The following is a 24,066-nucleotide window of genomic DNA, read 5'->3' as shown; positions in this document are numbered from 1 at the left end:
GGACATTCAAACAAGCAGCGGCCTCAACAAAGCGTAGGGGAAGGGAAAAACCGGCTCTTGGTCCGTTTGTCCGATGATCGACGCGGAAACCCCGAGATCGGTAAGCGCGGTGTTTTTCAGGGGGAGAACAAAATGGCAAAAAGCACGAGCGTCGCCGGGATCCTCGCGATCGGCGCCGTCATCGCCGGGGGCGCCGCGATCGCGGGGGCTCCTCTCGTCGCCACACCGGCGGGGGCCGCCACGATGTCCGCCCAGCACGCTTTCGTCCGGTTCGGCCATCCGCACGCGCGGGGGCAGCGCAACCGCCAGAAGAACGGGCACCGGCACAACCAGCGGCTACGGGAGCAGCAGCGCCAGCACCAGTTCCTGATGCGTGACCTCACGCTGGTCCTCGTCCCCTACCAGAAGGAGACGACGGAAGCGCTGGCGCTGCCGTACAACTGGCAGAACGACAGCACCGTCGCGCAGCAGTACGCCGATCAGGACCGGCTGTCCACGCAGGAGAACGTGCCCGAGGCGGTCGAGATCAACCTCGACGGCGAGGAGCACAACAGCAAGACGACGGTCTCCCCGGACGTGAAGAAGCAGGAGGTCGAGGTGGATCGGTCCGTCGACGCGAAGGGCAAGGCGGGCGGCGAGACAGCCGGCAAGCCGGGCACTCCGTCGCCCCGGCCGCAGGTGAAGCCCGTCACGCCGCCCGCCGCCGCCCCGACACCCGCCGCCGCGCCCAAGCCCGTGGCGAAGCCGGTCGAGAAGCCGGTCGTCAAGCCCGTGGCGAAGCCGGTAGAGAAGCCGATCGAGAAGCCGATCGAGAAGCCGGTCGTCAAGCCCGTGGCGAAGCCGGTCGAGAAGCCGATCGAGAAGCCGATCGTCAAGCCCGTGGCGAAGCCGGTCGAGAAGCCGGTGGAGAAGCCGGTGGAGAAGCCGGTGGTCAAGCCCGTGGCGTGCACTCCCGCCTGTACGCCCACTCTCACCCTGCCACTGACCCTCTCGCTCACGGCCGCGGTGTCCCTCGACGCGAAGCCGGAGGCCGCGACCACGGGCGCCGCCTGCCTGCCGCAGACCGCGTCCTGAGCCGTCAGGCGTCCCTGCGGGCCAGCAGGACCGCGGCCACCCCGTACGGCACGGCCACGTAGGCGGCCATGACCGCGAGTGCGGCGAGCGGCGACAGCAGCGCGCCGGCGACCGAGTCGGGGTTGCCCGTGCCGGCCAGCTGGCCCGCCAGGGCGCCGGGCAGGATCGAGCCGACGCGCTCGCCCCAGGGCGCCGGCAGGTTGTAGCCGACGATCGGGAGCACGTACCAGACCGCCACGAGGATGGCGATGGCGGCGAGGGCGGACCGCGTGATCGCGGCCAGGCACAGGCCGAGAAGCGCGAACATCGCGATGGACAGGCTCATCGCGAGGAAGTGCGGGAGTTGCCTGCTCAGCGGCTCGGACGACTGCCCCTGGATGGCCCGGTCGCCGATGATGAGCCGTCCGGCGGCGTGCGTCGCGAGCACGGCCGTGAGACCCGTGCAGACGGCGACGACCGCGACGACGCCCGCCTTCGCGGCGAGTACCCGTCCACGCGCGGGCAGCACGGTGAGCGTCGTGCGGATCATGCCGGTGCCGTACTCGCCGGAGAAGGCGAGGACGCCCAGCACGGCCAGGCACAGCGAGGCGAGCATGTGCGTCACCTCGGGCAGCGACGACACGGCGAGGTGGTCGCGCTGGTCCGGCGGCAGGCCGTCCCACAGGTGGGCGGCGTACCAAGCCAGCAGGGCCATGAGACCGACGACGACGGCGACCACGCCGAGGACCACGGAGGTGGACCGGAGAGTGCGGAGCTTGAGCCATTCGGCGGCGAGAGCGTCGATCACCGGTTCGCCTCCTCCGCCGTGACCTCAGCCGTGAGCCGCATGTAGGTCTCCTCGAGGGAGGCGCCGCGCGGGGTGACCTCATGGAGCGGGATCGCGTGCCGGGCGGCGAGGTCGCCGATCTCCACCGGGTCGAGGCCGCGCACCGACAGGCCCCCGCCGCCCTCCGCCGCGACCGTCCCGCCCGCGGCCGACAGCGCCGTGGCGAGGTCCGCGGCGCGGCTGCTGCGGACGAACACGTCCCGTACGGCGGTCAGCTCTCGCATCGAGGTGTCCGTGATGAGACGCCCGCGTCCGATGACGACCAAGTGGTCGGCAGTGAGCTCCATCTCGCTCATCAGATGGCTGGACAGGAGCACGGTCCGCCCCTCCGCGGCGAGGCCGCGGAGCAGTTCGCGGATCCAGCGCACGCCGTCGGGGTCGAGGCCGTTGACGGGCTCGTCCAGCAGCAGCACTCCGGGGTCGCCGAGGAGCGCGGCGGCGATCCCGAGGCGCTGTCGCATGCCGAGGGAGAAGCCCCCGATCCGCTTGCGTGCCACGCCGGCCAGGCCCACCTGCTCGATGACGGACACGACCCGGTCCCGGCCGACGCGGTTGGCGCGGGCCATCCAGCTCAGGTGCCCCAGGGGCGTGCGGCCGCCCTGCACGGCGCCGGCGTCCAGGAGCGCGCCCACCTCCCGCATCGGATGACGGAGGCGGTCGTAGCGGCGGCCGCCCACCAGCGCCTCGCCGCTCGCCGGGCGGTCCAGGCCGAGGACCATCCGCATGGTCGTGGACTTGCCCGCGCCGTTCGGTCCGAGGAACCCGGTGACCCGGCCTGGTTTCACGTGGAACGTCAGACCGTCCACGGCGACCGTGCGCCCGAAGCGCTTGGTCAGCTCTCTGACTTCGATCATGTCCCGACGGTCTCGCGAAGCCCCCGCCCTCCGCGTCGGAGCGACGTGCGATCCGGGGGGCGTGCCTCAGACCGTGGCATGACAGACCGGGGCAGGAGGCGAACGTGCGCACGTAGGGCTAGCGTGGGCGCGTGGACGATCCGGACGTGCGGCCGTTGTTCCCCCGGCCGCTGCGCGCCCGTGAGCTGGTCGCGCTCGACGTGCTGGCCGGGCTGGGGTACGCGTTCGTGCTGGTCGTCAGCCCTCCACGTGTGCACCACCCGGCGGTCTGGGCCCTGATCGCCGCGATGACGCTGCCGCTCGCGGCGAGGCGGCGGTGGCCGCTGCCGGTCTTCTGCGTCGTCGCGGCCGCGTCGGTGGCGGCCATGGCGCTCGGCGTCGTGCGGGAACCACTGGCCGCCGCGGCGTACGCGCTCTATCCGGTCGCGCTCACGACACGGCGGCGCCGGTGGGAACCGACGGCGGCGATCGGCGTGCTGACCGCCGGAGCGCTGCTGCTCGCGGCGTTCGGCGGGGTGTCGGCCGGGCCGGAGGCCAGGCGGATCGTGGAGACCGCCGTGCTGGCCGCGCTCGCCCTGGGCGGCGCCTGGACGATCGGCCGGGCGGTACGGGAGCGCCGGGCGTACGCCGCCCACCGGGCCGAGCAGGCCGCCGAGCAGGCCGTCACGGAGGAGCGGTTGCGCATCGCCAGGGAGATGCACGACGTGGTCTCCCACACACTCAGCCTCATCGGGGTCAAGGCCGGGGTCGCGGCGCATGTGGCCGATCGGCGGCCGGAGGAGGCGCTGGAGGCGCTGCGGGTCATCGAGAGCACGAGCAGGCAGGCGCTGACCGAGATGCGGCACATGCTCGGCGTCCTGCGCACCGCTCCCGGCGCTGCCTCCGATGGTCTGTCTCCCGCGCCCGGGCTCGCGGCGCTGCCGGACGTCGCCGAGCGTGCGGCGGCCGCGGGCGTACAGGTGGACCTGGACGTCCGGGTGACGGGCGGCCTGCCCGAGGCGCTGGAGCTCGCGGTCCACCGGATCGTCCAGGAGGCCGTCACCAACGTGGTCAGGCACGCCGCCCCGGCCCGATGCCGGGTGCGGGTGGACGACGAGGGGGGACGGCTGAGCGTCGAGGTGACCGACGACGGGCCGGGCCGCCGGGTCCTGCCCCCCGGCCCGCCCGGGCACGGTGTTGTCGGGCACGGTGCTGTCGGGCATGGGGTTGTCGGGCACGGCGTGATCGGCATGCGCGAGCGCGTCACGGCGTACGGCGGGGACTTCACGGCAGGCCCGCTGCCCGGCGGCGGTTTCCGCGTGCGTGCCCGCTTGCCGCTGCGGGAGGAGGGGAGATGAACGAGCCGGGTCCGATCCGGGTGCTGCTCGCCGACGACCAGGAACTGCTGCGCGGCAGCCTGCGCCTGCTGGTCGACAGCACGCCGGGGCTGGTGGCGGTCGGCGAGGCGGGCACCGGGGCACGGGCCGTCGAACTGGCCCGCACGGAACGCCCCGACGTCGTGCTGATGGACGTGCGCATGCCCGGCATGGACGGCATCGAGGCGACCCGGCGCATCTGCGCCGAGCGCCTCGGCACCAGAGTGCTGATCCTCACCACGTTCGACCTCGACGAGTACGTCTACGCGGGGCTGCGGGCCGGGGCGAGCGGCTTCCTGCTGAAGAACACCCCGCCCGCCGACCTGCTGGCCGCGATCCGCGTCATCGCCGCGGGGGAGGGGCTGCTGGCGCCGAGCGTGACGAGGCGGCTGATCGCCCAGTTTGCCCGGACCGCCGCCGACCGGCCTCGATCCGGACCCCTGCTCGACGGCCTCACCATCAGGGAGCGTGAGGTGCTGACGCTCGTCGCACGCGGCCTGTCCAACCTGGAGATCGCCGCGAACCTCCATGTCAGCACGGCCACCGTGAAGACCCACATCGGCCATCTGCTCGCCAAGCTCGGCGCGCGCGACCGGGCCCAGCTGGTCATCGCCGCCTATGAAGGGGGGCTCGTCTCCACCTCACGACCGCGGGGATGACAGGGTGGAGCCCGTGGACGTCTTCGATGTGATCGTGGTGGGTGCGGGTTCGACGGGTGAGGTCGCCGCGGGACGGGTGGCCGCGTCCGGCCTGAGCACCGTCATCGTGGAGAGCGAGCTGGCGGGAGGGGAGTGTTCCTACTGGGCCTGCATGCCGAGCAAGGCACTCCTGCGGCCGGTGGACCTCGCGGGTGAGGTGGGCCGGGTCACGGGGCTGCGGCTCGGCGGCCCGATCGACGCCGCCGCGGTGCTGGCCCGGCGCGACGACGTGGTGTCGCACTACGACGACGCGGGGCAGGCGCGCTGGCTCGACTCGGCGGGCGTGACGCTCGTACGCGGCACCGGACGGCTCGCCGGTCCCCGGCGGGTCGAGGTCGCGACGGCCGACGGCGGCACCCGCACGCTCGTGGCGAACCACGCCGTCATGCTGGCCGCCGGGAGCCGCCCGGTGATCCCGCCCGTGGCCGGTCTCGCCGCGGCGGGGCCGTGGACGAACCGTGAGGTCACCGGTGTGCGTTCCGTGCCGGACCGGCTCGTGGTGATCGGCGGCGGCGTGGTCGCGTGCGAGATGGCCCAGGCCATGCGGGGGCTCGGGGCCAAGGAGGTCACGATGCTCGTCCGGGGCGGCGAGCTGCTCGGACGTACGGAGCCCTTCGCCGGGGAGATGGTCGCGCGGTCGCTGGCCGCCCAGGGGATCGACGTCCGCATGCACGAGAGCGCGGAGAAGGTCGAGCGGCCGGAGCCGGGCGGCGAGGTCACGGTGCGCCTCGCGAGCGGCGGGACGGTCACGGCCGACGAGATCCTGGTCGCGGCCGGCCGCCGGGCCGCCACGGACGGCCTCGGCCTGGCCTCGGTGGGGCTGCCGGAGTCCGGCCCGATAGAGGTGGACCAGAGCATGCGGGCCACCGGCGTGGCGGACGGCTGGCTCTACGCGATCGGGGACGTGAACGGCCTCGCGCTCCTCACGCACATGGGCAAGTACCAGGCGCGGGTGGCCGCGGACGTGGTCGCCGCCCGGGCCCGCGGCGAGGCGGACGACCGGCCCGGGATGCGCGACCGCGCGGACCGCGCCGGTGCGCCGCAGGTGGTCTTCACCGATCCGCAGGTGTGCGCGGTGGGCCGCACCGAGGCGCAGGCCCGCGCGGAGGGCTTCGACGTGCGGGTGGTGGAGTACGACATGGAGCAGGTGGCCGGCGGCTACCTGCTCGGCGACGGCTATCGGGGCAGGGCCAAGGCGGTGGTCGACGAGCGCCGCCGGGTGCTGCTCGGCGTGACGTTCGTGGCCCCCGGGGCGGCCGAGCTGCTGCACGCCGCGACGATCGCGGTCACCGCCGAAGTGACCCTCGACGACCTGTGGCACGCCGTCCCGGCCTACCCGACCGTCAGCGAGGTGTGGCTGCGCCTGCTGGAGGCGTACGGGCTCTAGACCGTGCTCACCTTCACACCGTGAGCATGGCGGGGTGGCGTGGGTCCTCGACGCGGACGGCCACGTCCGCGGCCCGCGCCGGGTCCGCCTCGCGTTCGTACCGTTCGTAGGCGGGCAGCGTCCAGCGCTCCCCGGGCGGCGTGCGGCGGGCCAGCGCGGCGGCCGACATGGACAGGTGGACGGTCAGGTCGAACGGCAGGCCGCGCCCGAGCAGCAGCGCGCCGTCGACCAGCACCACCCCGCCCGGCTTCAGCGTCACGTAGTCCGCGCGGGTGGCCCGGTCGCGCACGCTGTCCCACAGTGAGGGCAGCACCCGGCCCGTACGGCCCGGCTCGAGCGGCCCGAGCACCTCACGGCGGAGGCCGTTCACGTCCAGCCACTCGTCGTGGAACACATCGGGGTCGGTCCGGCCGAACTCCAGCCGCAGCGAGGCCGGGCGCAGGAACCCGGCCGCGGGCACCCGCAGGACGTCCCGGCCGCGCAGGCGCAGCGGTTCCACCAGATCGCCGGCGAGCCGTCCCGGCTCGGCGGGGGGAGCGCCGTCGACGGCGACGCGCACCCACGCGTCGCGCGGCCTGGCGGCGATCAGATCGGCGAGTTCCTCCACGAGCAGGGACGGGGAGACGGGACGGGCACGCACCCCTCAATCATCGCCGACGGTCCCGGCAGGATCGTGACCAAGGTCCGCCCCGGCGCTACCTGTTGAGCCGGCGGCCGGAGATCTGCTCGGGGGCCATGATGATGAAGTGGTCGCGGTTCCCGGGCACCCACGGCGTGAGCGGCAGCGCCGACAGGCGGGCGATCTCCTCCGGCTCCGAGACCGCGCGGGCCGGACCCACCGCGGTCACCGACCATCCCGTACGGCACGAGACGTCGAAGTCGTCGGCCTCGAAGGCGACGATGGCGTTGCGTGCCGCGGCGGCGAGCTTGGACCCGGCGGCGGTGCGGATGACGATGTTCCCGTCGAGCAGGCAGAAGTTGACCGGCTGGACGGCGGGGAGGGCGCGATCGGTGAAGACGATCCTGCCGATGGGGGCGGAGGCCAGCAGATCCAGGCATTCTCCTCCGCTGAGGATCTCCAGGCCGGCCGAGTCGAGCTTCATGCTGCAAGCCTGCGGGATCGACCGGCGGGCGGGTTAGGGACGAAGGTCCCGTCATCGACGTCGATCGGCCTCCCGGCCGGGCCGGGAAGCCGGGACAACCCCCCGGATCATCGGTGCGCGGGGCGGGACAGGCGGCGCAGGGCGTTCCTGAGCCTGCCGCCGAACGGCGCGCGCCGCCGGGGCTGGGCGTCGCGGGCCACCCGCAGCTCGGCGAGGGCCGTGACCGCGTCCGGGCGCTTGGCCGCCGTGGCGTCGCGCATCCGCCGCACGAGGTCCATGACCTCGGGGGCGACGCCGCCGGCGTCCGGCTCGGCGTCCACGCCGGGCATGGGCAGCTCGCCGGTCAGGAGCTGGAAGGCGATCACGCCTGCCGAGTACACGTCCGCGGCGGGGGTCATCCGGTCGGGGCGGGCCCGGCACTCGGGGGCGACGTAGTGGACGTCGAGGATGTTCGGCAGCTCGTTGGCCACCGTGTGCTTGCGCGGGCCGGGCTTGGCGTAGTCGAAACCGGTCAGCATCGCGTTGCCGTCGTCGGTGACGAGCACGCAGGCGGGGGTCAGCGCCCGGTGGATGACGTTGTTGGCGTGGACGTGGGCGAGGCCGTCCAGCATGTCCTCCATCACGCCGAGCTTGGCGTCGATGCCCAGCTTCCGCCCGGTCAGGTGCAGGTGCAGGGCCTGCCCGTGCACGTCGTCGAGCACGAGCACGAACCGGCTCTCGTCGTCGATGGCGAAGAAGTCCCGTGAGCGTACGACGCAGGGATGCGGCGGGATCTTGGCGAGCGACTGGTAGGCGTTGGCGATCCGGCGCTGCTCGGCCACCCGCCGCCGCTGCTCGGCCAGCGGGTCGGCGCGGTAGACCCGCAGCAGCACGGTCCCGCTGGTCGGGGCGGTCGCGTTGACGGCGCGATACTCCGTGACCCGGCTGTCGCCGCCCAGCTGCTCCTCCACCTCCCAGTTGCCGAAGCGCGGCGGCGCGGTCGAGCGGCGCACGGTGCCGTTCAGCGCCTCGATGATCGCGGTCCGGTACGGCGCGGCGTCCCGGCTGCATCCGTGCCTGACCCGGGACACGTCGCTGAGCATGGGGATGAGCCCGGCGATGGTGGTGACGTGGCGGGCGTCGCGGCCGCCGGGGTCGACGAGGACGGCTCCGGGGGCGGTCAGCACCACCACGTTGTCGACGTACAACCGCTCCAGCTCGCGGTGCTCCTCGATCAGCAGGCCCTTCAGTGCCCGCGCGGTGCCGCGCAGCTTGGCCACCGGGGAGCCGAACGCCTCCCGGTGCTGGGGGAACCACCGGGTGCCCGACACCTCGAACCGGCCCCTGGCCCCCTTCACGTCGATCACCACGAGGGAGTGGCCGGTGAGCACGACCACGTCCACCTCGAACAGGTCGGCGCCGCGCGGCACCTCGATGTTGTGCAGCAGCAGCCAGTCGTCAGGGGCGTTGTCCCGCAGGTGCGCGATGACCCTTCGCTCGGCGTCATTGACGGGGCGTCCGCCACCGACGATCTGAGCCATCTCCGCCACTCCGCCTCTCTGACCAGATTGAGAACTTAATCCTCCTAGGTAGCGGTATTCCCGCGCCACCACTGATTCCCCCGCATTGTCCCAGGGGAAATCTGGAGCTCCCGCATGGTCGCCGCCGTGTCGGGGAGTGGGCCAGTACGGCGGCCGGTGACCGGTTTGCACCGGCACGTGTCCGGAAACGGAGTATTTCATGCGAGTTGTCGTGATTGGTGCGAGCGGGAACGTCGGCACGAGCGTGCTCACCGCCCTCGAGTCCGAGACCAGCGTGACCTCGATCGTCGGGGTGGCCCGGCGGATGCCCGACTGGCGCCCGGCGAAGACCGAATGGCGTACGGCCGACGTCTTCCGGGACGACCTCGACCCGATCTTCGCCGGCGCCGACGCGGTCGTGCACCTGGCCTGGCTGTTCCAGCCCACCCACGACCCGGTCACCACGTGGAGGTCCAACGTGCTCGGGAGCACGCGCGTCTTCGACGCCGCCGCCCGGGCCGGGGTCTCGGTCCTCGTCCACTCCTCGTCCGTGGGGGCGTACTCGCCCGGGCCCAAGGACCCGCCCGTCGACGAGTCCTGGCCGACCCACGGCTGGCCGAACGCCGCGTACGGCCGGGAGAAGGCCTACGTCGAGCGCGTGCTCGACATCTTCGAGCGCGACCACCCGGACATCCGCGTGGTGCGGATGCGGCCGGGGTTCATCTTCAAGGAGGAGTCCGCGACCGAGCAGCGACGGCTGTTCGCCGGGCCGTTCCTGCCGCAGCGGCTGGTGCGGCCGGAGTTGATCCCGTTCGTGCCGGACATGCCGCGCCTGCGGTTCCAGGCGCTGCACTCGCGGGACGCCGGCGAGGCGTTCCGGCTGGCGCTCACCCGCGATGTGCGGGGGGCGTTCAACCTGGCCGCCGACCCGTTGATCGACCCCGCCGTGCTGGCGGACCTGCTCGGCGCCCGGCGGGTGCCCCTCCCGGCCACGGTGGTGCGTACGGCCGTGTCGGCGGGCTGGCACCTGCGGCTGATCCCGGCCTCGCCCGGCATGGTGGAGATGGTCCTGCAGATCCCGATCATGGACACCACTCGTGCCCGTGAGGAACTGGGCTGGCAGCCGCGGCACAGCGCGGTGGACGCCCTGCGCGCGGTGATCGAGGGCATGCGGCGTGGTGCGGGCATGCAGACCCCGCCGCTCGCGCCCGACTCGGGCCGGGAGCGGGTCAAGGAGGTCACGACGGGCGTGGGCACGCGTCCGTGAACGCCGGCCGAGAGGGAGGCGCGATGGCGCTGCTCGACCCCGACTGCGTCCGCCGGCTGCTGGAGTCGGCCGACCCGGACGTCGCGCTGGTCTTCGTGCGGGGCGAGTGCCTCGTGCTGCCGATCGACGAGATCGACGAGAGGCACCGCAAGCTCGTGGTGGTGCGCCGCGCGGACCTGCCCGAGGCCCACAGCGACGAGCCGGTGACCGAGGAGCGGGTCGAGACGCTCACCCGCTGCCTGGAGAACGCCGTACGCGACCTCGGCGCCTGACCGCGCCACCTACGCAGAGTGCGTGACGGAGGCGTCACGTTCGGTAACATCGTCTCCGGCATCCCCATCCGCATGCGGTTCCGTGCGCCCTTTCCAGGGCGTCGCGGGGTGCCCGGATATGCCGTCCGATGCCGTCCTCAGAGACAAATGACGGCGTGTCGCGCGCTGACCCAAAATTCCGGAAAGGGCCGCGGACAAAACGGACACGCAACTACGTGTCGCCGGACAAATCAGGATCAAAAGCTATCGCAAGCTGTGATCTGATCGTCACTCTTCGTACGGATCCTCGAATGCCGCTCGTTTTCGTTGCGTGCACCCTGGGTCACCTGTGAACATCGGGGAAATGGTCCGGAATCCCTCCTACCGGGTCGGCGGCGCGACTGCGGCGGGGATTCCGCCCATGGCGCGCTTCGGACCGGCCGGGAACGGATTCCTGATCGGGCCGATCGATTGTCCGGGACATCGCTCTCGGACAGCGCATATGGGGAGGGGGCCCCGATGACTGCTATCAGGCCCCGCGGGAGCGCGGGACGCCGTATCGAAGGGCGGATTCACGACCCGGAGTTCGGCTCGTGGATCGGCGAGGTGGCCAGAGCGGTCCGGGACGTGGTCGACAGCACACCCCGGACCATCCGCCTCTGCGCCCTGATCGCGGTTGCCGCCGCGTCATGGGCATTCCTCAGGTAGCCGTCCAGCAGCCATGAGGAGGTGGTCGCGGACCCAGGTTAAGGCGGCCGGAGAGCCCTGAAGACCAGGTTTACGGGATCGGGACGATGCCCTGGGCCAACCGGGGCGCAACCGGAGCCGAACCAGGGCCGGCCGGGATGCTTTCCTGGGTCCGCGACGGGCCGTCGCCCGCTCAGGCGGAGTGAGCGCCGCGCAGGGAGGCGGCGCTCCCGCCGGTGGCCGGATCGCCCTCGTTCACCCGCATGGACAGCCGGACGGTCGACTGACCGGGGATCTGGTCGATGGTCACCGAGTCGCACAGCTCGCCCATGAGCCACAGGCCGAAGCCGCGGTCGGCGCGACCGCCGGGCCGCTCGCCCGGCACCGCGCCCGGCGGCAGGACGCCGACGTGGTCGGCGACGTCGACGGCGAGCACGCCGCCGTCGCACGAGATAGCCAGCGTGCCGGCTCCGCCACCGTGCTCCAGCACGTTGATGGCGGCCTCGTTGGCGGCGATGACGAGGTCGTCCAGCCGGGGGCCGGTGAGGCCCGCCTGCACGGCGTACCGCTGGATGTTCTCGCGCAGTGTCGCGAGATCATCCGTAATCGGCCACTGCCGGCGGTGATCCACCACCTGTCCTCCTCGCCGCTGCCTTCCGGCTGGGTCTGCCGCCCGGTATCTCCGAGGCTACCGTCTCGTTACTCGTCCGATGCCTTCACCTGGGGGTCGACCGCGCGCCGACCATCTCGACGGCCTCCGCGAGGTCCGGCGCGACGGCGAAGGCGTTGATCAGCCCGGTGGTCCTGAAGATCCTCGCGAGCCGCGGGTTCAGGCCCGCCAGCGTCACGGTGCCCTTCCGCTCCTGCAGCAGCTTCCGCACCGACAGCAGGATGCGGATGCCCGTGGAGTCGCAGAAGTTCAGCGGGCTCAGGTCGAGGATCAGCTCGCGCCGCTCCTCGCCCAGGGCCGCCTCGATGTCCTGGCGCAGCCGCTCTGCGTTCGTGTAGTCCAGGGCGCCGTCGAGCGCGACGACCAGCACGTGGTCGGCGACAGGGGCGGACACGGGGGTCAATAGGACGGCGGCGGTCACGAACACACCTCGGCGGACGCTGAGAACGGGGGACGCTGCGAACGGGGACTGCGGGGGCGGGGGGAGACGGTGCCAGTCTAGGGCAGGGACGCCGCGGGGCAGGGGCGTACGGATGGAGGGTCAAGAAACGCCATTTGTGGTTTTTCGCCTCATGGTCCGGGGGAATGGGGGATTGACCGACTGGACCCTCCTCCAAAGAAGATCGCTCATGCCGGACGTGACAAGGGAGGTCCAGTTCGACACCGTGCACGGACCCTCCCTCGTCGCGCAGTCAACCGTGAGTTCGGCGACGCTCACGCTCGGGGTCGAGGAGGAGTTCCTGCTCGTCGACCCGCGAACCGGACGGGTCGTCCCGGCGGCGCGGGAGATCCGCGAGCGGGCGGCCGGGGCGGGGGCGGACCGGCTGGTGTTCGAACTGACACAGTTCCAACTGGAGAGCAACAGCGCGGTGCACGTCACCCTGGCGGACCTGCACGGCGACCTGCTCGAGATGCGGCGCGCCGCCGCCGGGGCCGCCGCGAGCGCGGGGCTCGGGCTCCTCGCCTGCGGCACGCCCCTGGACGGCAACGCGGGAGTGCCGCCCCTGTCGTCGTGCCCCCGCTACCACGCCATGCACCGCGAGTTCGGGGCCGTCATGCGGGGCCAGGGGGTGTGCGGCTGCCACATCCACGTGGGCATCGGCGACCGCGAGGAGGCGTTACGGGTCAGCAACCACCTGCGGCCCTGGCTCCCGGTCGTGCAGGCGCTCACGGCCAACTCGCCGATCGCGGACGGCCGCGACACCGGCTACGCGAGCTGGCGGGCGCTGATGATGGGCCGATGGCCGAGCGCGCAGCCGCCGCCGTTCTTCCGGTCGCTCCGCCACTACGAGAGCCTCGTCGACGGCATGTTGGCCGGGGGCTCGATCATGGACCGGGGGATGATCTACTGGCTCGTCCGCCTGTCCGACCACGTGCCGACGCTGGAGATCCGCGCGGCCGACGTGTGCCCGACCGCCGGCGAGGCCGTGCTGCTCGCCGGGCTCGTACGGGGGCTGGCCGAGACGGCGCTGCGTGACGTGCGGGCCGGCGTGCCAGCCCCCGACGTCGAGGACACCCTGCTGCACGCGGCCTACTGGCGGGCCGCCCGCGACGGCGTGGACGGCCACGCCCTCGACCTGCTCGCCGGAACCCGCGTGCCGGCCTGGCGCCTGGTGGACCGCCTGCTGGAGCACGTGCGGCCGGTGCTGGAGGAGAACGGCGACTGGGCGCCGCTGACCCTCCAGCTCGACCGCGTACGGCACAGCGGATCGGGGGCGGCTCGTCAGCGGGCGGCGTACGCGCGGCACGGTCGCCTGCGCGAGGTGACCGAGCTGCTCATGACGCAGACGACCGCCTCCTGCTGGGCCTGACCCTCACTCCGCGACGACGCGCAGCGTCTTCAGGCTGGGGTCGCTCACGTCCGGGATGCTCATGCCGCCTTCGAGCCCGCTGGTCAGGTAGCTCAGCACCGGCTTGGTGATGCGCTCGCCCGGGCACAGGGCGGGCGCGCCGGGCGGGTACGGCGTGACCATCTCGGCCACGATCCGGCCCACCGCCTGACCGGTGGGCACGATCTCGACCTGCCCGAAGAACGCGTCCCTGGGCAGCATGGCGACGTCCAGCTCCAGCTCGCCCGGCTCGGGCACGTCGATCCTGGCCGCCGGCGGCAGATCGGAGGCCGACGACAGGGCGCGCAGCGCGTCGAGCAGCACGCCGACCGTCTGCTCGCTGTCGGCGACGGTGATCTCGGCGCTGATCCGGCGGTGGTCGCTCAGCGAGAAGTTGACGTGGCAGCGCTCGCGCAGCCAGTCGGAGGCGTGGTAGCCGTCGACGCCGAGCTCCGACACGTCGATCACGATCTTGAGCGGATCGACGTCGAAGGCCCCGGTGTTCTCCTTGCTCAGCACCCACAGGCCGGACATCTTGTCGATCTCCCCGCGGGCCGACTCCGCGAGCTCCAGCGCACGGTCGAGCAGGTCCTTGCCGCGCTCCACCATCTGCCTGCGCCAGCCGTCGAGGGCCGCGTAGATCAGCGTCGAGGGGCTGGTCGTGCCGAGCAGGTCCTCACGCGCCTTGAGCACGGCCGGGTCCACCCGGTTGCCCTGGAGGTGGAACACCGAGCTCTGCTCCAGGCCGTTGCCCATCTTGTGGACGCTCGTCACGCACAGGTCCGCCCCGGCGTCCATGCCCCACGTGGGCAGGTTCTCGTGGAACGGCAGGTGGGCGCCCCACGCCTCGTCCACGATGAACGTCCGGTCGTACCTGTGGCACACCTCCTTGATGCCCGCGAGATCGCCGCAGGTGCCGTAGTCCACCGGGCTGGCGACGATGACGCCCTTGGCGTCGGGGGCGGCCTTGAACGCCTCCTCCACCGCCTGCGGCGTGGGCGGATACGACATGTGGAGGTCGCCGTCCCAGTCACCGTGCACCCAGACGGGCTCGACCCCGCTCAGGATCAGCGCCGAGATGACCGACTTGTGGGAGTTGCGGGCGACCAGCAGTTTCTCCCCTGGTCCGGCCACGGAGAGCATGGCGCTCTTGACGGACAGGGAGCTGCCGCAGGTGGAAAAGAACGCCTTCTCGGCGCCGACGGCCTCCGCCATGAGCTGCTGCGCCTCTTCGAGCACGCCGTTGCTCTGCAGCCGGTCGTCCAGGCCGTTCATGACCATGACGTCGTCCCGGAAGAGGTCCTCGCCCAGGACTTCCAGGACCCGTGGGTCCACCCCCCGCCCCTGCTTGTGGCCGGGAGGCGTGAAGTTGAGGTCTCCTCGCCGGCGATAGGCGGCGAGCGCCTCCAGCACGGGTACGCGGGACTGATCCATGTCCGTGTTCCTCCCCCTGAACGACGTGGGGGCGTTCCCCCGGACGCGGGTACCCGGACCTGACCGGCACAAACGACCGCATCGGGGCGGTCAGAGGCCCCCGCCCCGATGCGGGGCGGGGGCCGGCGGTCAAATGGTCAGACCATGGACACGTCGCGCGAGGCCGTCACCACCATGGCGGCGACCGCCTCGACGGGCGTGCCGTCGATGACGAACGTGTCGCGCAGCCGGGTCGCCTCGAGGACGATCTTCAAGATGCCGTGAACTCCGGTGAGCCGCATCGAACCAGCGGCCTTCTGGATGTCGTCCCGGGCGTCCAGCAGCGCCTCCAGGCCACTGGAGTCGCAGAACCGCAGACCGGACGCGTCCACCACGATCTTCACGCGACCCTGGCGGACAAGATTCCCGATCGCCCTCCGGAACGTGTCCCCGCTGGCGATGTCGAGTTCACCGCGCAGCGCGACCACGACGGCCGGCTGGTGATCGCTCACAGTAATCTCGAGCTGCTGCGTTGTCATATACGCGCCTTCATCCATATTTTTCGGGCGTACTGTCTTGAACGACGCTACCCGGCGGAGTGTCAGGTCCCGGTAATGCGCGACGGTCGATGGTATGCGAGTCCGTCCGGCAATCCCACTTGTACGCCAGATTGTGGCAAATAGGTAAAGATGTAGGGCTTCGTGGCGATCTCTGGAGAGGTGTCCCGAACGGTCCCGGTTCGCGGGAAACCCCTGTCTCTCAAGGGGTTCCGGCCTGCGGGTGATCGCCGGAGGCGGGCACCCGGGTGCGACGCCGGTGTGGGCCGCCCGGTCTTCCGGGGGCGGAGACTGGACTGCTTCAAACATACCAGCCAGCCAGACAAATGACACGTATCCAGGATTTCTCCGAAAATGCTTACCTTTCCTGGCCCCTCTTGGTGAACGCATTACCGGCCATGCCTATCCCGTCGTCCCCCGGTGCTCGGGCCGCCGGTGCTTGGGCCGCCCGTGTGTGGGTAGAGGGCGCGTTCCCGGAAGTACGGCGAGCGGGAGGATCGGCATGGCGGACGAGATCACCGAGGGCAGGAACGCCGCGCGGGCGCTGGCGGCCAGGACTCCCGGCTGGATGGTCTGGTACGGCGAGCGCACCGGAAGCTACTGGGCCGTCCCCCGGGTGACGACGGTCATGGTGCCGCGCATGCTGGAGGCGCCGACGGCGGACGACCTGGAGAAGGAGATCCGGCAGGTCGAGGGCCGCCCGGCTCGGGAGCAGGCGCGGGAACAGGCGCAGGACGAAGCGCGGCCCGGGCAGGCGGAGGGGGCGCGGCAGGAGACGGCGGAGGCCGCCCGGCACCGCCGCCCGGCTGCCGAGGCGCCGGCGCCCCGGATTCCGGTGACCCGCTGACGGCCCGGCCTACCGCGCGCTCCGCACCACGACGCACTGTCCGGGGCGCAGGACGCCGGCGACGGGCCCGCCGGTGATCAGATCGGTGCCGTGGACCGGCACGGGCTGCTCGTCCCCCGTGTGGTTGAGGGCGAAGACCTGGTCGCGCCGCCGCACGATCTCGACGCCGGGGACGCCGTTCCCCGCCAGACCGGCGGCGGTCAGCAGCCGGGCGTAACCGGAGTCGTCGAGCCGCGTCGAGACGTACCAGGCCGTGCCGACGCCGAAGCGGTGGCGGGTGACCGCGGGCCCGCCGCCGGGGTAGCGGGCGACCGCCTCGGCCCCGGCCAAATGGACGACCTCGCTCCAGGCGGTCGCGCGGCCGAGTCCCGGCAGCTCCACCGGCCCGGCGAGCGGGCGGAACTCCTCCACGCGGACGCCCAGGACTTCGCGCAACGCCCCCGGGTAGCCGCCCGTCCGCACCCGGGTGTGCTCGTCGGCGATCCCGCTGAAGTACGACACGACGAGCGTGCCGCCGTCCTCGACGTACGCCGCGAGGTTGCCGGCGGCCTCGTCGGAGACGAGGTAGAGGCTCGGCACGAGGACGGCCCGGTACGCCGACAGATCATGCGACGGATGGGCGAAGCAGGCGGTCACGCCCTGCCGCCACAGCACCCGGTGGGCCTGCTCGACGGCCGCGAGGTAGTCGATCTCGGCGGACGGCAGGCCGGGTCCCTGGACGGCCCACCACGCCTCCTCGTCCCACAGGATCGCGGCCTCCGCTTCGACGAGGGGCCCGCCGGGTGGCGCGGGGATCCGCCGCAGCGCCTCGCCCAGGGCGCAGACCTCACGGAAGACGCGTGAGTCCGGGCCCGCGTGCGGGACCATGCCCGGGTGCCACTGCTCGGCGCCGCCGCGGGAGGCCCGCCACTGGAAGAACAGCGCGCCCTTCGAGCCGCGGGCGACGTGCTGCAGGCTGTGCCTGGCGATCTCCCCGGGCTCCTTGGCCGCCATGCGGGGGCCCGTCACGTACCCCGTGGCCTGCTCCATGAGCAGCCAGGGCCGCCCGCCCGCCCACGACCTGGCCAGATCCGCGGCGAACGCGCTCTGCTCGGCCGCCGCCATGCCCTGGCCCGCGGGATAGTGGTCGACGGCGACGAGGTCGACCTCGCGCGACCACTTCCAGTGGTCGACCGAGGCCCAGCCGGCCAGCGTGTAGTTGGTGGTGACGGGCACCCCCGGGGTCAGGCCGCGCAGCAGGTCGCGCTGCTCGCGGAAGTGGGCGAGCATCTCGTCGGAGACGAACCTGCGGAAGTCGAGCGCCTGCGCGGGGTTCTGGAGATACTGCGTCGCCCGGGGTGAGGTGATCTGCGCCCAGTCCGAGTAGTGCTGCCCCCAGAACGGCGTCGTCCACGCGTCGTTGAGCGCGTCGAGGTCGCCGTACCGCTCCCGCAGCCAGGCGCGGAACGCCGCCGCGGCGTGGTCGCAGTGGCAGGGCGTGCCGTACTCGTTGTGCACGTGCCACAGTGCCAGAGCGGGGTGGTCGCGGTAGCGCTCGGCGAGTGCGCGGGTGATCCGCAGTGACGCCTCGCGATAGGCCGGGGCGCTCACGCAGTAGGTGTCGCGGCTGCCGTGCGTGAGCCGTACGCCGTCCCGGGTGACGGTCAGGGCGTCGGGGTGCGCCAGGGAGAACCAGGGCGGGGGAGAGGCGGTCGGGACAGCGAGGTCCACCCGGATCCCGCCGTCGGCGAGCAGGCCGAGCACCCGGTCGAGCCAGCCGAAGTCGTAGCGGCCCGCGGACGGCTCCAGCCGCGCCCAGGAGAAGACGCCCACGGTCACGAGGGTGACCCCGGCCCGGCGCATGAGCGCGACGTCCTCGGCCCAGACCTCCTCGGGCCACTGCTCCGGGTTGTAGTCCCCGCCGTACCAGAGCGGCATGCATTTGTCCTTTTTTAGGCTGGAGGCCAAACTAATTCGGGTGGATCAAGGAGTCAACGGCTTCGTCTCGCACACCCGTACGGGCGACTGGGAGCACGCGCTGATCAGCGGGAACGGCCGGCAGGGCGCCCTCGTCTACGGGGCGGGACCCGAGATGCGGGTCACGTTGTCGCACGAGCGGCTGTTCCTGCCCACGCTGCCGCCGATCGACCCGCCGGAGACCGCCCGGATCCTGCCGGAGCTGCGCGCGCTGCTCCACGCGGGGGAGTTCCGGCGGGCGGCCGGCCGGGTGATGGAGGTGGCCGTCGAGCAGGACCCCGGCTACGCGGACCTGCGCTTGGTCGACCCGCTGATCGGCGCGGGGACCCTGACCTACACGCACGGGACGGCGCCGGAGGGCTACGCGCGGAGCTGTGACTTCACGACCGGCCTGGCGACCCAGGAATGGCCCGGGGTTCTCAGGCAGGAGGTGTTCGTCTCCCGCGCCCGCGACGTCGTGGTGATCCGCCTCCTGGGCGACGTCTCGGGGACCCTCGCGCTCGCGCCGGTCGCCGGGGAGCCCCCGGCTCCGGTCACGTACGCGACGCTGGTCGCCCCCGACCGGCTGGAGTTGACCGGCGAGTTCTCCCGGCAGGGTGTTCGGGGACAGGGAACCGTCACGGGATACACCATCGAGTGCCGTGTCCACACGCGGGGCGGCCGCCTGCGGGCGGGCGGCGGCGTGCTGGAGGCGCGCGGCGCGCGGGAGGTCACGATCCTCGCCCGGACCGTCGTCCACCCCGCCCCGGCCGAGCCGTACCCGCTGGACCGGATCGTCCCCGACGCCGCCCGGCTCCTGCGGGACCACGCCGCGATCCACGGCGACCTGTCCGGCCGCGTACGGCTCCGCCTCGGCGGTCGCGACGCGCGTCCCGGGAGCGAGGTCCTGCTCGCGCGCGGCGGGCCCGAGCTGGTCGAGGCCGTCTTCGCGGCGGCCAGGTACGCGATCGTCTCCAGCGTGGGGGAGCTGCCGCCGACCCTGCAGGGCGTGTGGAGCGGGACGTTCCGGCCGCCGTGGCAGTCCGGCTACACCCTCGACGGCAATCTGCAGGCGGCGGTCGCCGGGCTGCTCGCCACCGGCACGGCCGAGCTCCTGCTCCCGGTCTTCGACCTGCTCGAAGGCCTCCTGCCCGACTTCCGGGACAACGCCCGCAGGCTGTACGGCTGCCGGGGGATCCTCGTGCCGGCCCACGTGTCGACCCACGGCAGGCACAACCACTTCCATCCCACGTGGTGCCTGACCTTCTGGACGGCGGGCGCGGCCTGGCTGTCGCGGCTCTACTACGACTACTACGACCACACGGGCGACCTCGGCTTCCTCCGGGAGCGGGCGCTGCCGTTCATGACAGAGGCGGCCGAGTTCTACGAGGACTTCCTGGACGAGCGGGGGAACTTCGCGCCGTCCTACTCGCCGGAGAACGCCCCTTCCGGCGGCGACGCCCAGGCGTGCGTCAACGCCACGATGGACCTCGCCGCCGTACGCGACCTGCTGCGCAACCTCGTCCGGGCGCACGGGGAGTCGTCGCCAGGCGCGCGCCGGTGGCAGGCCCTGCGCGACCGCCTGCCGGCGTACCGGATCGCGCCCACGGGCGAGCTGTCGGAATGGGCGCCGCCGCCCGGTCTCACGCTGGAGGACAACCACGCCCACCGGCACGCCTCGCACCTCTATCCGTTCTGGTACGACACCGGCGAGGCCGCCGACCCGGCCCTGCGCGCCGCGGGGGCCGAGGCCGTACGCCGGCGGCTGGAGTGGTGGCGCGGGGCGGACTCGGACGAGATGGCGTTCGGGCTGGTCCAGCTGGGCCTGGCCGCCGCGAACCTCGGCATGGCGGCGGAGGCCTCGCAGGCCCTCGACCTGCTGGTCACGCGTTACTGGCGGGCCAACATGGTCTCCACCCACAACCGCGACGCCATCTTCAACGTGGACGTGTGCGGCGGGGTCCCCGCGCTGGTCGCCGCGATGCTCGTCCGGTCGGAGGGCGACCGCCTCGACCTGCTCCCGGCCTGCCCCTGGCCGTCCGGCGAGGTGCGCGGCCTGCGCGCCCGGCGCGGAGTCGTCGTCGAGCGCCTGACCTGGTCCCCCGAGGGCGTCGAAGCCGTCCTGGCCGGCGCCGCCGCCCGCCGCCTCACCGTCACCACCCCCGAGACCCGCCGCTGACGGCGGCGGGTGCCGCGGCCGGTGCGGCCGCGACACCCGTACGTCGCCCGTCAGATGGTGCTGCCGGTCACCGTGGTGCCGGACTTGGTGATGTAGTAGTTGATCTTCGCTCCGCTCCAGAAGTGGAAGGTGAGGGTGACGCGGCCGTCGTTGACCTCGGCGAAGAACTCGGGTTTCAGGATGACGGTGTTCGCGGTGTAGTCGGGCTGGAAGGACGCCCAGAACTCCTTGTACGAGGTCCAGTTGGCCGGTCCCGCGGGGCTGCCGTCGGCGTACTTGGCCTCCATCGTGGCGAGCTGGTCACCGCGGAACTGGGTGGGGATGGAGAACGAGGAGGTCGTGCCGGTGGCGGCGGCCTGGGTGGGCGGGTCGGAGGTGATGACGCTGATCTGCCAGGGCGCGCCCTGGGAGAAGCGGGCCTCGATGGTGGCGTTCACGCCGTAGGCCCGGTTGCCGGCCAGCCGGGTGAGGGCCGCCGCGGTGAGGGTCAGCGTGTTGCCGGACACGGTGTAGTCCGCGCCGTTGGCGAGATTGGTGCTGCCCTGTCGCAGGCCCTGGAACGAGGTGCCGTTGAGGTTGAGCGTGAGCGTCCTGGCGGTGATCGCGCCGCTGCGTGGGAGATACACCTGATCGGAGGAGGCCGTGCCGGAGCGCGTGGTCCAACTGGCCTTCATCGCGTCGTAAATGCCCTGGTCCCGCCATCGCAGCTCGTTGCGTTCCAGGAACGAACCCGCGTCCCAGAGCATCGTGGTGAGCTTGCGGATGCGGGCGTTGTAGCCGACGGCCTCGATGAACTTCAGGAACTCGCCGCGTTCGATGATGCCGGGCCGGGTGTAGTCGTAAGCGAGCAGCGCCCACTCTCCGACGATCACGGGGATGCCGCGGGACACGAACGTGTCGTACACCCGGTCGAAGCCGCTGACCAGGTCACTTTCGACATTGCTGTCGTAGCGGGTGCCGCCGGCGATGTTGGCGCTGAACGGCCACCAGCCGTAGAAGTGCACCGTCGCGGCGAGGTTGGGGTCGTGCAGTTGGTTGAAGGTGCCCGTCAGCGCGTCCAGCCGGGCCTGCTCGGAGCTGGTGTGCAGGGTGGGCAGCACGAGCAGCCGGGTGGCGTTGCCGCCGCCGGACGCGCGCACAAGCCGGACGAACGCGGTGTTGAGCTCGCCCAGCACCTGGTCGCTCGCGGCGTCATCCGAGGTTCCGGTGAACTGCGGCTCGTTGATGCTCTCGAATACCAGCTTCTGGGAGTGGTCACGGAACGTGCCGGCGAGCTGCCGCCACAGCGCGGTGTATCGGTTCATCACGGTCGTGCGGTCGCCGGGGTACCCGTTGATCCACTGCCAGGAGTCGTGGTGCAGGTTGATCATCACGTAGAAGCCCTCGGCCAGGGACCAATCGACCACCTCGCGGACGCGGTCGAGCCAGGCGGAGTCGATGGCGTAGTCCGGCGCCGGGCCGTGGTGGTTGCTCCAGGTCACCGGGATCCGGATGCTGTTGTACCCCTGCGACCGCACATAGTGCAGCATTGCCCGGGTCGTCAGCGGGTTGCCCCACGCCGTCTCGTCGGGGATCGCGTCGAACGTGTTGCCCAGGTTCCAGCCGGGCTGCATGGCGGCCACCCTGGCCATCGCGTCGCCCGGCTGCGGAGACGCCGACGGCGAGGGGGACGGCGACGGGCTGGGCGAGGGAGACGGCGAGGGGGATCGCGACGGACTGGCCGACGGCGAAGGGCTGGGGGATCGCGACGGACTGGCCGACGGCGAGGGCCCGGCGTTCCCGGTGCACGTGACGCCGTTGAGCGCGAACGTGTCCGGCGCGGTGTTGGCGCCCGACCACGACCCGTTGAAGCCGAAGGAGACCGACGCGTTGGTCGCGATGGCCGCGTTCCAGCTTTCGTTGACGGCGGTGACCTGCGCGCCCGACGAGGTGATCGTGCTGTTCCACGCCTGGGTCACGCGCTGGCCCGACGGGAACGCCCAGGTCAGGCGCCAGCCGCTGACCGGGTCGCCGAGGTTGGTCACGTTGACGTCGGCGGTGAATCCGCCCGGCCATTGGGACGAGACGGTGTACGCCACGCGGCAGCCGGCCGCCGCCTGGGCGCCCACGGCCGTCAGAATCCCCGCCACCAGCAGCGCGACCACGGCGCCGGCGACCGCGCCGGCTCGCAGCCGGGCTCTTCGTAACCTGTGCAGCTTCACCGTTGCTCTCCCTTGTGCGCGTCTGCCGTGGACTGCGCCGGCCGATCTCGACTACGAAACAAGTCGGCTCATTCGCCAGAAATCTTTCCGGCAATTCGCCGGAAACATAACAGTGCGATGTGCCGAGGGCCACTATCCCGCGCATCGGTCTCGATCGGGCGTGCACGCAGATGCCCGATGACGGCGATAATCTGGTGGAAAAGATGCGGAAAATGAGGCTGAAACTTTCACTGTCTCGGCGGGCGCACACACGGGCGTCCGGCGCGGCCCGACGGGTTATCCTTTCGCCGTGAGCGGGCCCGCGACGTTCGACGGGGCGGGACGGCACGGCAGGACACGGCGCCGGGCCGGCGACGAGAGAGGGGCCGAGTTGTCGTATGCCGGGCCGGACGGACCCGTTGCCGACCGGGAACGCCCGAAAGGCGATCCCACGCGGCCCGTGACCATCTCCTACATAGCCGAGACCGCCGGGGTGTCGATCCCCACGGTGTCCAAGGTCGTCAACGGCCGTTCCGGCGTGTCGGCGGACACTCGCGCCCGCGTCGAGGCGCTCATCCACGAGTACGGCTACCGCAGGACCAACCGCAGGAACCTGCTGGAACTCGTCTTCGGCGAGCTGGAGGACCTGTGGGGGATCGAGATCATCCGTGGGGTCGAGCGGGTGGCTCGCGATCATCGCGTAGGGGTCGTGCTGACGGAGTTCGGTCCGCGACGTGACACGGGGGACCACCCGATCGACGACACGCTGGCCCGTCGCCCCGCCTGCGTCGTGACCGTGGCCCAGTTGTCGGAGGAGCAGCGCGACCGGCTACGCGCCAACGACATCCCCTTCGTGGTCTTCGACCCCACGACCGAACTGCCGGACGGCGTCCCTTTCGTCGGCGCGACGAACTGGGCGGGCGGCCGGTCCGCCACCCGGCACCTGATCGGGCTGGGCCACCGCCGCATCGCGATGATCTCCGGCCCGGACGGGGTCCTGTGCTGCCGGGCCAGGCTGGACGGCTACCGCTCCGCCCTGGAGGCCGCCGGCCTCGCGATGGACCCGGGCCTCGTAGTGCGTGCCGACCTCACCAGGCAGGACGGCCGGACGGCCGCGCTCGCCCTGCTGGATCGCGCGGACCCTCCCACGGCGGTCTTCGCCTGCAACGACCTGCAGGCGCTCGGCGTCTACGAGGCCGCGCGGGAGCTGGGACTGCGGATTCCGGCGGACCTGAGCGTGGTCGGCTTCGACGACCTGCCCGTGGCCGCCCTGGTCGATCCGCCGCTGACCACGGTCCATCAGCCGCTCGCCGAGATGGCGGCGGCCGCCACCGAACTGGCGCTCGCCCTGGGGCGCGGCGAGCCGACGCCGCAGGTCGGTCTCGAACTGGCCACCACCCTCACCGTCCGGCAGAGCACCGCCCGGCCGGCCGATCACTGACCGGAGCGTGGCGA

The 24,066-nt window shown here is 72.2% G+C and carries 21 protein-coding genes; 10 read left to right on the top strand and 11 right to left on the bottom strand.

Annotation, left to right across the window (positions count from 1 at the left end; genetic code table 11):
• Window positions 1-132 precede the first annotated feature (132 nt).
• A complete protein-coding gene (locus ACWEQG_RS20045) occupies window positions 133-1,074 on the top strand; it encodes a hypothetical protein (RefSeq protein ID WP_452286625.1) in 942 nt (313 codons plus the stop codon).
• A gap of 4 nt (window positions 1,075-1,078) precedes the next feature.
• Here ACWEQG_RS20045 and ACWEQG_RS20040 read toward each other — a convergent pair whose 3' ends face one another.
• Both ACWEQG_RS20040 and ACWEQG_RS20035 read right to left on the bottom strand, forming a co-directional pair.
• Window positions 1,079-1,861: an ABC transporter permease gene (locus ACWEQG_RS20040; protein WP_452286623.1), complete on the bottom strand. Its 783-nt coding sequence runs from the start codon at window positions 1,859-1,861 to the stop codon at window positions 1,079-1,081.
• Window positions 1,858-2,754 carry an ABC transporter ATP-binding protein gene (locus ACWEQG_RS20035; protein WP_452286621.1) on the bottom strand — a complete coding sequence of 299 codons (897 nt, stop codon included), beginning with the start codon at window positions 2,752-2,754 and terminating at the stop codon, window positions 1,858-1,860. The genes ACWEQG_RS20040 and ACWEQG_RS20035 overlap by 4 nt, the downstream gene beginning before the upstream one ends.
• 131 nt (window positions 2,755-2,885) lie before the next feature.
• Here ACWEQG_RS20035 and ACWEQG_RS20030 point away from each other — a divergent pair, with 131 nt between their 5' ends.
• From ACWEQG_RS20030 to ACWEQG_RS20020, 3 genes are read left to right on the top strand one after another with little or no spacing between them, the layout of a single operon-like run.
• On the top strand, window positions 2,886-4,091 hold the full coding sequence (locus tag ACWEQG_RS20030; RefSeq protein WP_452286619.1) for a sensor histidine kinase: 1,206 nt from the start codon (window positions 2,886-2,888) through the stop codon (window positions 4,089-4,091).
• The gene (locus ACWEQG_RS20025) at window positions 4,088-4,768 is read left to right on the top strand and encodes a response regulator (protein ID WP_452286617.1); all 681 of its coding nucleotides are present in this window, start codon (window positions 4,088-4,090) and stop codon (window positions 4,766-4,768) included. Before ACWEQG_RS20030 ends, ACWEQG_RS20025 begins: the two co-directional genes overlap by 4 nt.
• A gap of 13 nt (window positions 4,769-4,781) precedes the next feature.
• The gene (locus ACWEQG_RS20020; RefSeq protein ID WP_452286615.1) at window positions 4,782-6,194 is read left to right on the top strand and encodes a dihydrolipoyl dehydrogenase family protein; all 1,413 of its coding nucleotides are present in this window, start codon (window positions 4,782-4,784) and stop codon (window positions 6,192-6,194) included.
• A 13-nt stretch (window positions 6,195-6,207) separates the two neighbouring features.
• Here ACWEQG_RS20020 and ACWEQG_RS20015 read toward each other — a convergent pair whose 3' ends face one another.
• The 3 genes from ACWEQG_RS20015 to mads6 form a co-directional block, all read right to left on the bottom strand.
• Window positions 6,208-6,834 (bottom strand): uridine kinase, encoded by a 627-nt coding sequence (locus ACWEQG_RS20015; RefSeq protein WP_452286613.1) that lies wholly within the window; start codon window positions 6,832-6,834, stop codon window positions 6,208-6,210.
• A gap of 55 nt (window positions 6,835-6,889) precedes the next feature.
• On the bottom strand, window positions 6,890-7,297 hold the full coding sequence (locus ACWEQG_RS20010) for a pyridoxamine 5'-phosphate oxidase family protein (protein ID WP_452286611.1): 408 nt from the start codon (window positions 7,295-7,297) through the stop codon (window positions 6,890-6,892).
• A gap of 107 nt (window positions 7,298-7,404) precedes the next feature.
• Window positions 7,405-8,817, bottom strand: coding sequence for a methylation-associated defense system protein kinase MAD6 (gene mads6, locus ACWEQG_RS20005; RefSeq protein ID WP_452286609.1), 1,413 nt, complete (start codon window positions 8,815-8,817; stop codon window positions 7,405-7,407).
• A gap of 199 nt (window positions 8,818-9,016) precedes the next feature.
• Here mads6 and ACWEQG_RS20000 point away from each other — a divergent pair, with 199 nt between their 5' ends.
• Both ACWEQG_RS20000 and ACWEQG_RS19995 read left to right on the top strand, forming a co-directional pair.
• Window positions 9,017-10,063 (top strand): NAD-dependent epimerase/dehydratase family protein, encoded by a 1,047-nt coding sequence (locus ACWEQG_RS20000; protein WP_452286607.1) that lies wholly within the window; start codon window positions 9,017-9,019, stop codon window positions 10,061-10,063.
• A gap of 23 nt (window positions 10,064-10,086) precedes the next feature.
• Window positions 10,087-10,335 (top strand): hypothetical protein, encoded by a 249-nt coding sequence (locus tag ACWEQG_RS19995; RefSeq protein WP_452286605.1) that lies wholly within the window; start codon window positions 10,087-10,089, stop codon window positions 10,333-10,335.
• A gap of 859 nt (window positions 10,336-11,194) precedes the next feature.
• Here the strand turns inward: ACWEQG_RS19995 and ACWEQG_RS19990 are convergent.
• Both ACWEQG_RS19990 and ACWEQG_RS19985 read right to left on the bottom strand, forming a co-directional pair.
• The gene (locus ACWEQG_RS19990) at window positions 11,195-11,635 is read right to left on the bottom strand and encodes an ATP-binding protein (protein ID WP_363464148.1); all 441 of its coding nucleotides are present in this window, start codon (window positions 11,633-11,635) and stop codon (window positions 11,195-11,197) included.
• A gap of 82 nt (window positions 11,636-11,717) precedes the next feature.
• Complete coding sequence (locus ACWEQG_RS19985; RefSeq protein ID WP_452286603.1) at window positions 11,718-12,065, bottom strand: STAS domain-containing protein; 348 nt, start codon at window positions 12,063-12,065, stop codon at window positions 11,718-11,720.
• A 235-nt stretch (window positions 12,066-12,300) separates the two neighbouring features.
• Here ACWEQG_RS19985 and ACWEQG_RS19980 point away from each other — a divergent pair, with 235 nt between their 5' ends.
• A complete protein-coding gene (locus tag ACWEQG_RS19980; RefSeq protein WP_452286601.1) occupies window positions 12,301-13,482 on the top strand; it encodes a carboxylate-amine ligase in 1,182 nt (393 codons plus the stop codon).
• A 3-nt stretch (window positions 13,483-13,485) separates the two neighbouring features.
• On the opposite strand, the gene ACWEQG_RS19975 is transcribed toward ACWEQG_RS19980, so the two are convergent.
• Window positions 13,486-14,934 (bottom strand): aminotransferase class I/II-fold pyridoxal phosphate-dependent enzyme, encoded by a 1,449-nt coding sequence (locus ACWEQG_RS19975; protein WP_452286599.1) that lies wholly within the window; start codon window positions 14,932-14,934, stop codon window positions 13,486-13,488.
• A gap of 137 nt (window positions 14,935-15,071) precedes the next feature.
• Window positions 15,072-15,452, bottom strand: a complete 381-nt coding sequence (locus ACWEQG_RS19970; RefSeq protein WP_452286597.1) for an STAS domain-containing protein — start codon at window positions 15,450-15,452, stop codon at window positions 15,072-15,074.
• Between the two features lie 520 nt (window positions 15,453-15,972).
• Here ACWEQG_RS19970 and ACWEQG_RS19965 point away from each other — a divergent pair.
• A complete protein-coding gene (locus ACWEQG_RS19965) occupies window positions 15,973-16,317 on the top strand; it encodes a hypothetical protein (protein ID WP_452286595.1) in 345 nt (114 codons plus the stop codon).
• A 9-nt stretch (window positions 16,318-16,326) separates the two neighbouring features.
• Here the strand turns inward: ACWEQG_RS19965 and ACWEQG_RS19960 are convergent, their stop codons facing one another.
• Entirely contained in the window at window positions 16,327-18,234 is a 1,908-nt protein-coding gene (locus ACWEQG_RS19960; protein WP_452286593.1) for a beta-galactosidase, read from the bottom strand.
• Between the two features lie 40 nt (window positions 18,235-18,274).
• Between ACWEQG_RS19960 and ACWEQG_RS19955 the strand changes: the two genes are divergently transcribed.
• Entirely contained in the window at window positions 18,275-20,431 is a 2,157-nt protein-coding gene (locus tag ACWEQG_RS19955) for a glycosyl hydrolase family 95 catalytic domain-containing protein (protein WP_452286590.1), read from the top strand.
• A gap of 50 nt (window positions 20,432-20,481) precedes the next feature.
• On the opposite strand, the gene ACWEQG_RS19950 is transcribed toward ACWEQG_RS19955, so the two are convergent.
• Window positions 20,482-22,632, bottom strand: a complete 2,151-nt coding sequence (locus tag ACWEQG_RS19950; RefSeq protein WP_452286588.1) for a cellulase family glycosylhydrolase — start codon at window positions 22,630-22,632, stop codon at window positions 20,482-20,484.
• 289 nt (window positions 22,633-22,921) lie between these two features.
• Here ACWEQG_RS19950 and ACWEQG_RS19945 point away from each other — a divergent pair, with 289 nt between their 5' ends.
• Entirely contained in the window at window positions 22,922-24,052 is a 1,131-nt protein-coding gene (locus ACWEQG_RS19945) for a LacI family DNA-binding transcriptional regulator (RefSeq protein WP_452286586.1), read from the top strand.
• Window positions 24,053-24,066 lie beyond the last annotated feature (14 nt).

The organism is Microbispora sp. NPDC004025, assembly GCF_053604425.1.
The sequence above is the reverse complement of the archived record's forward strand: the minus strand, read 5'-3'. Positions and strand labels throughout refer to the sequence as shown.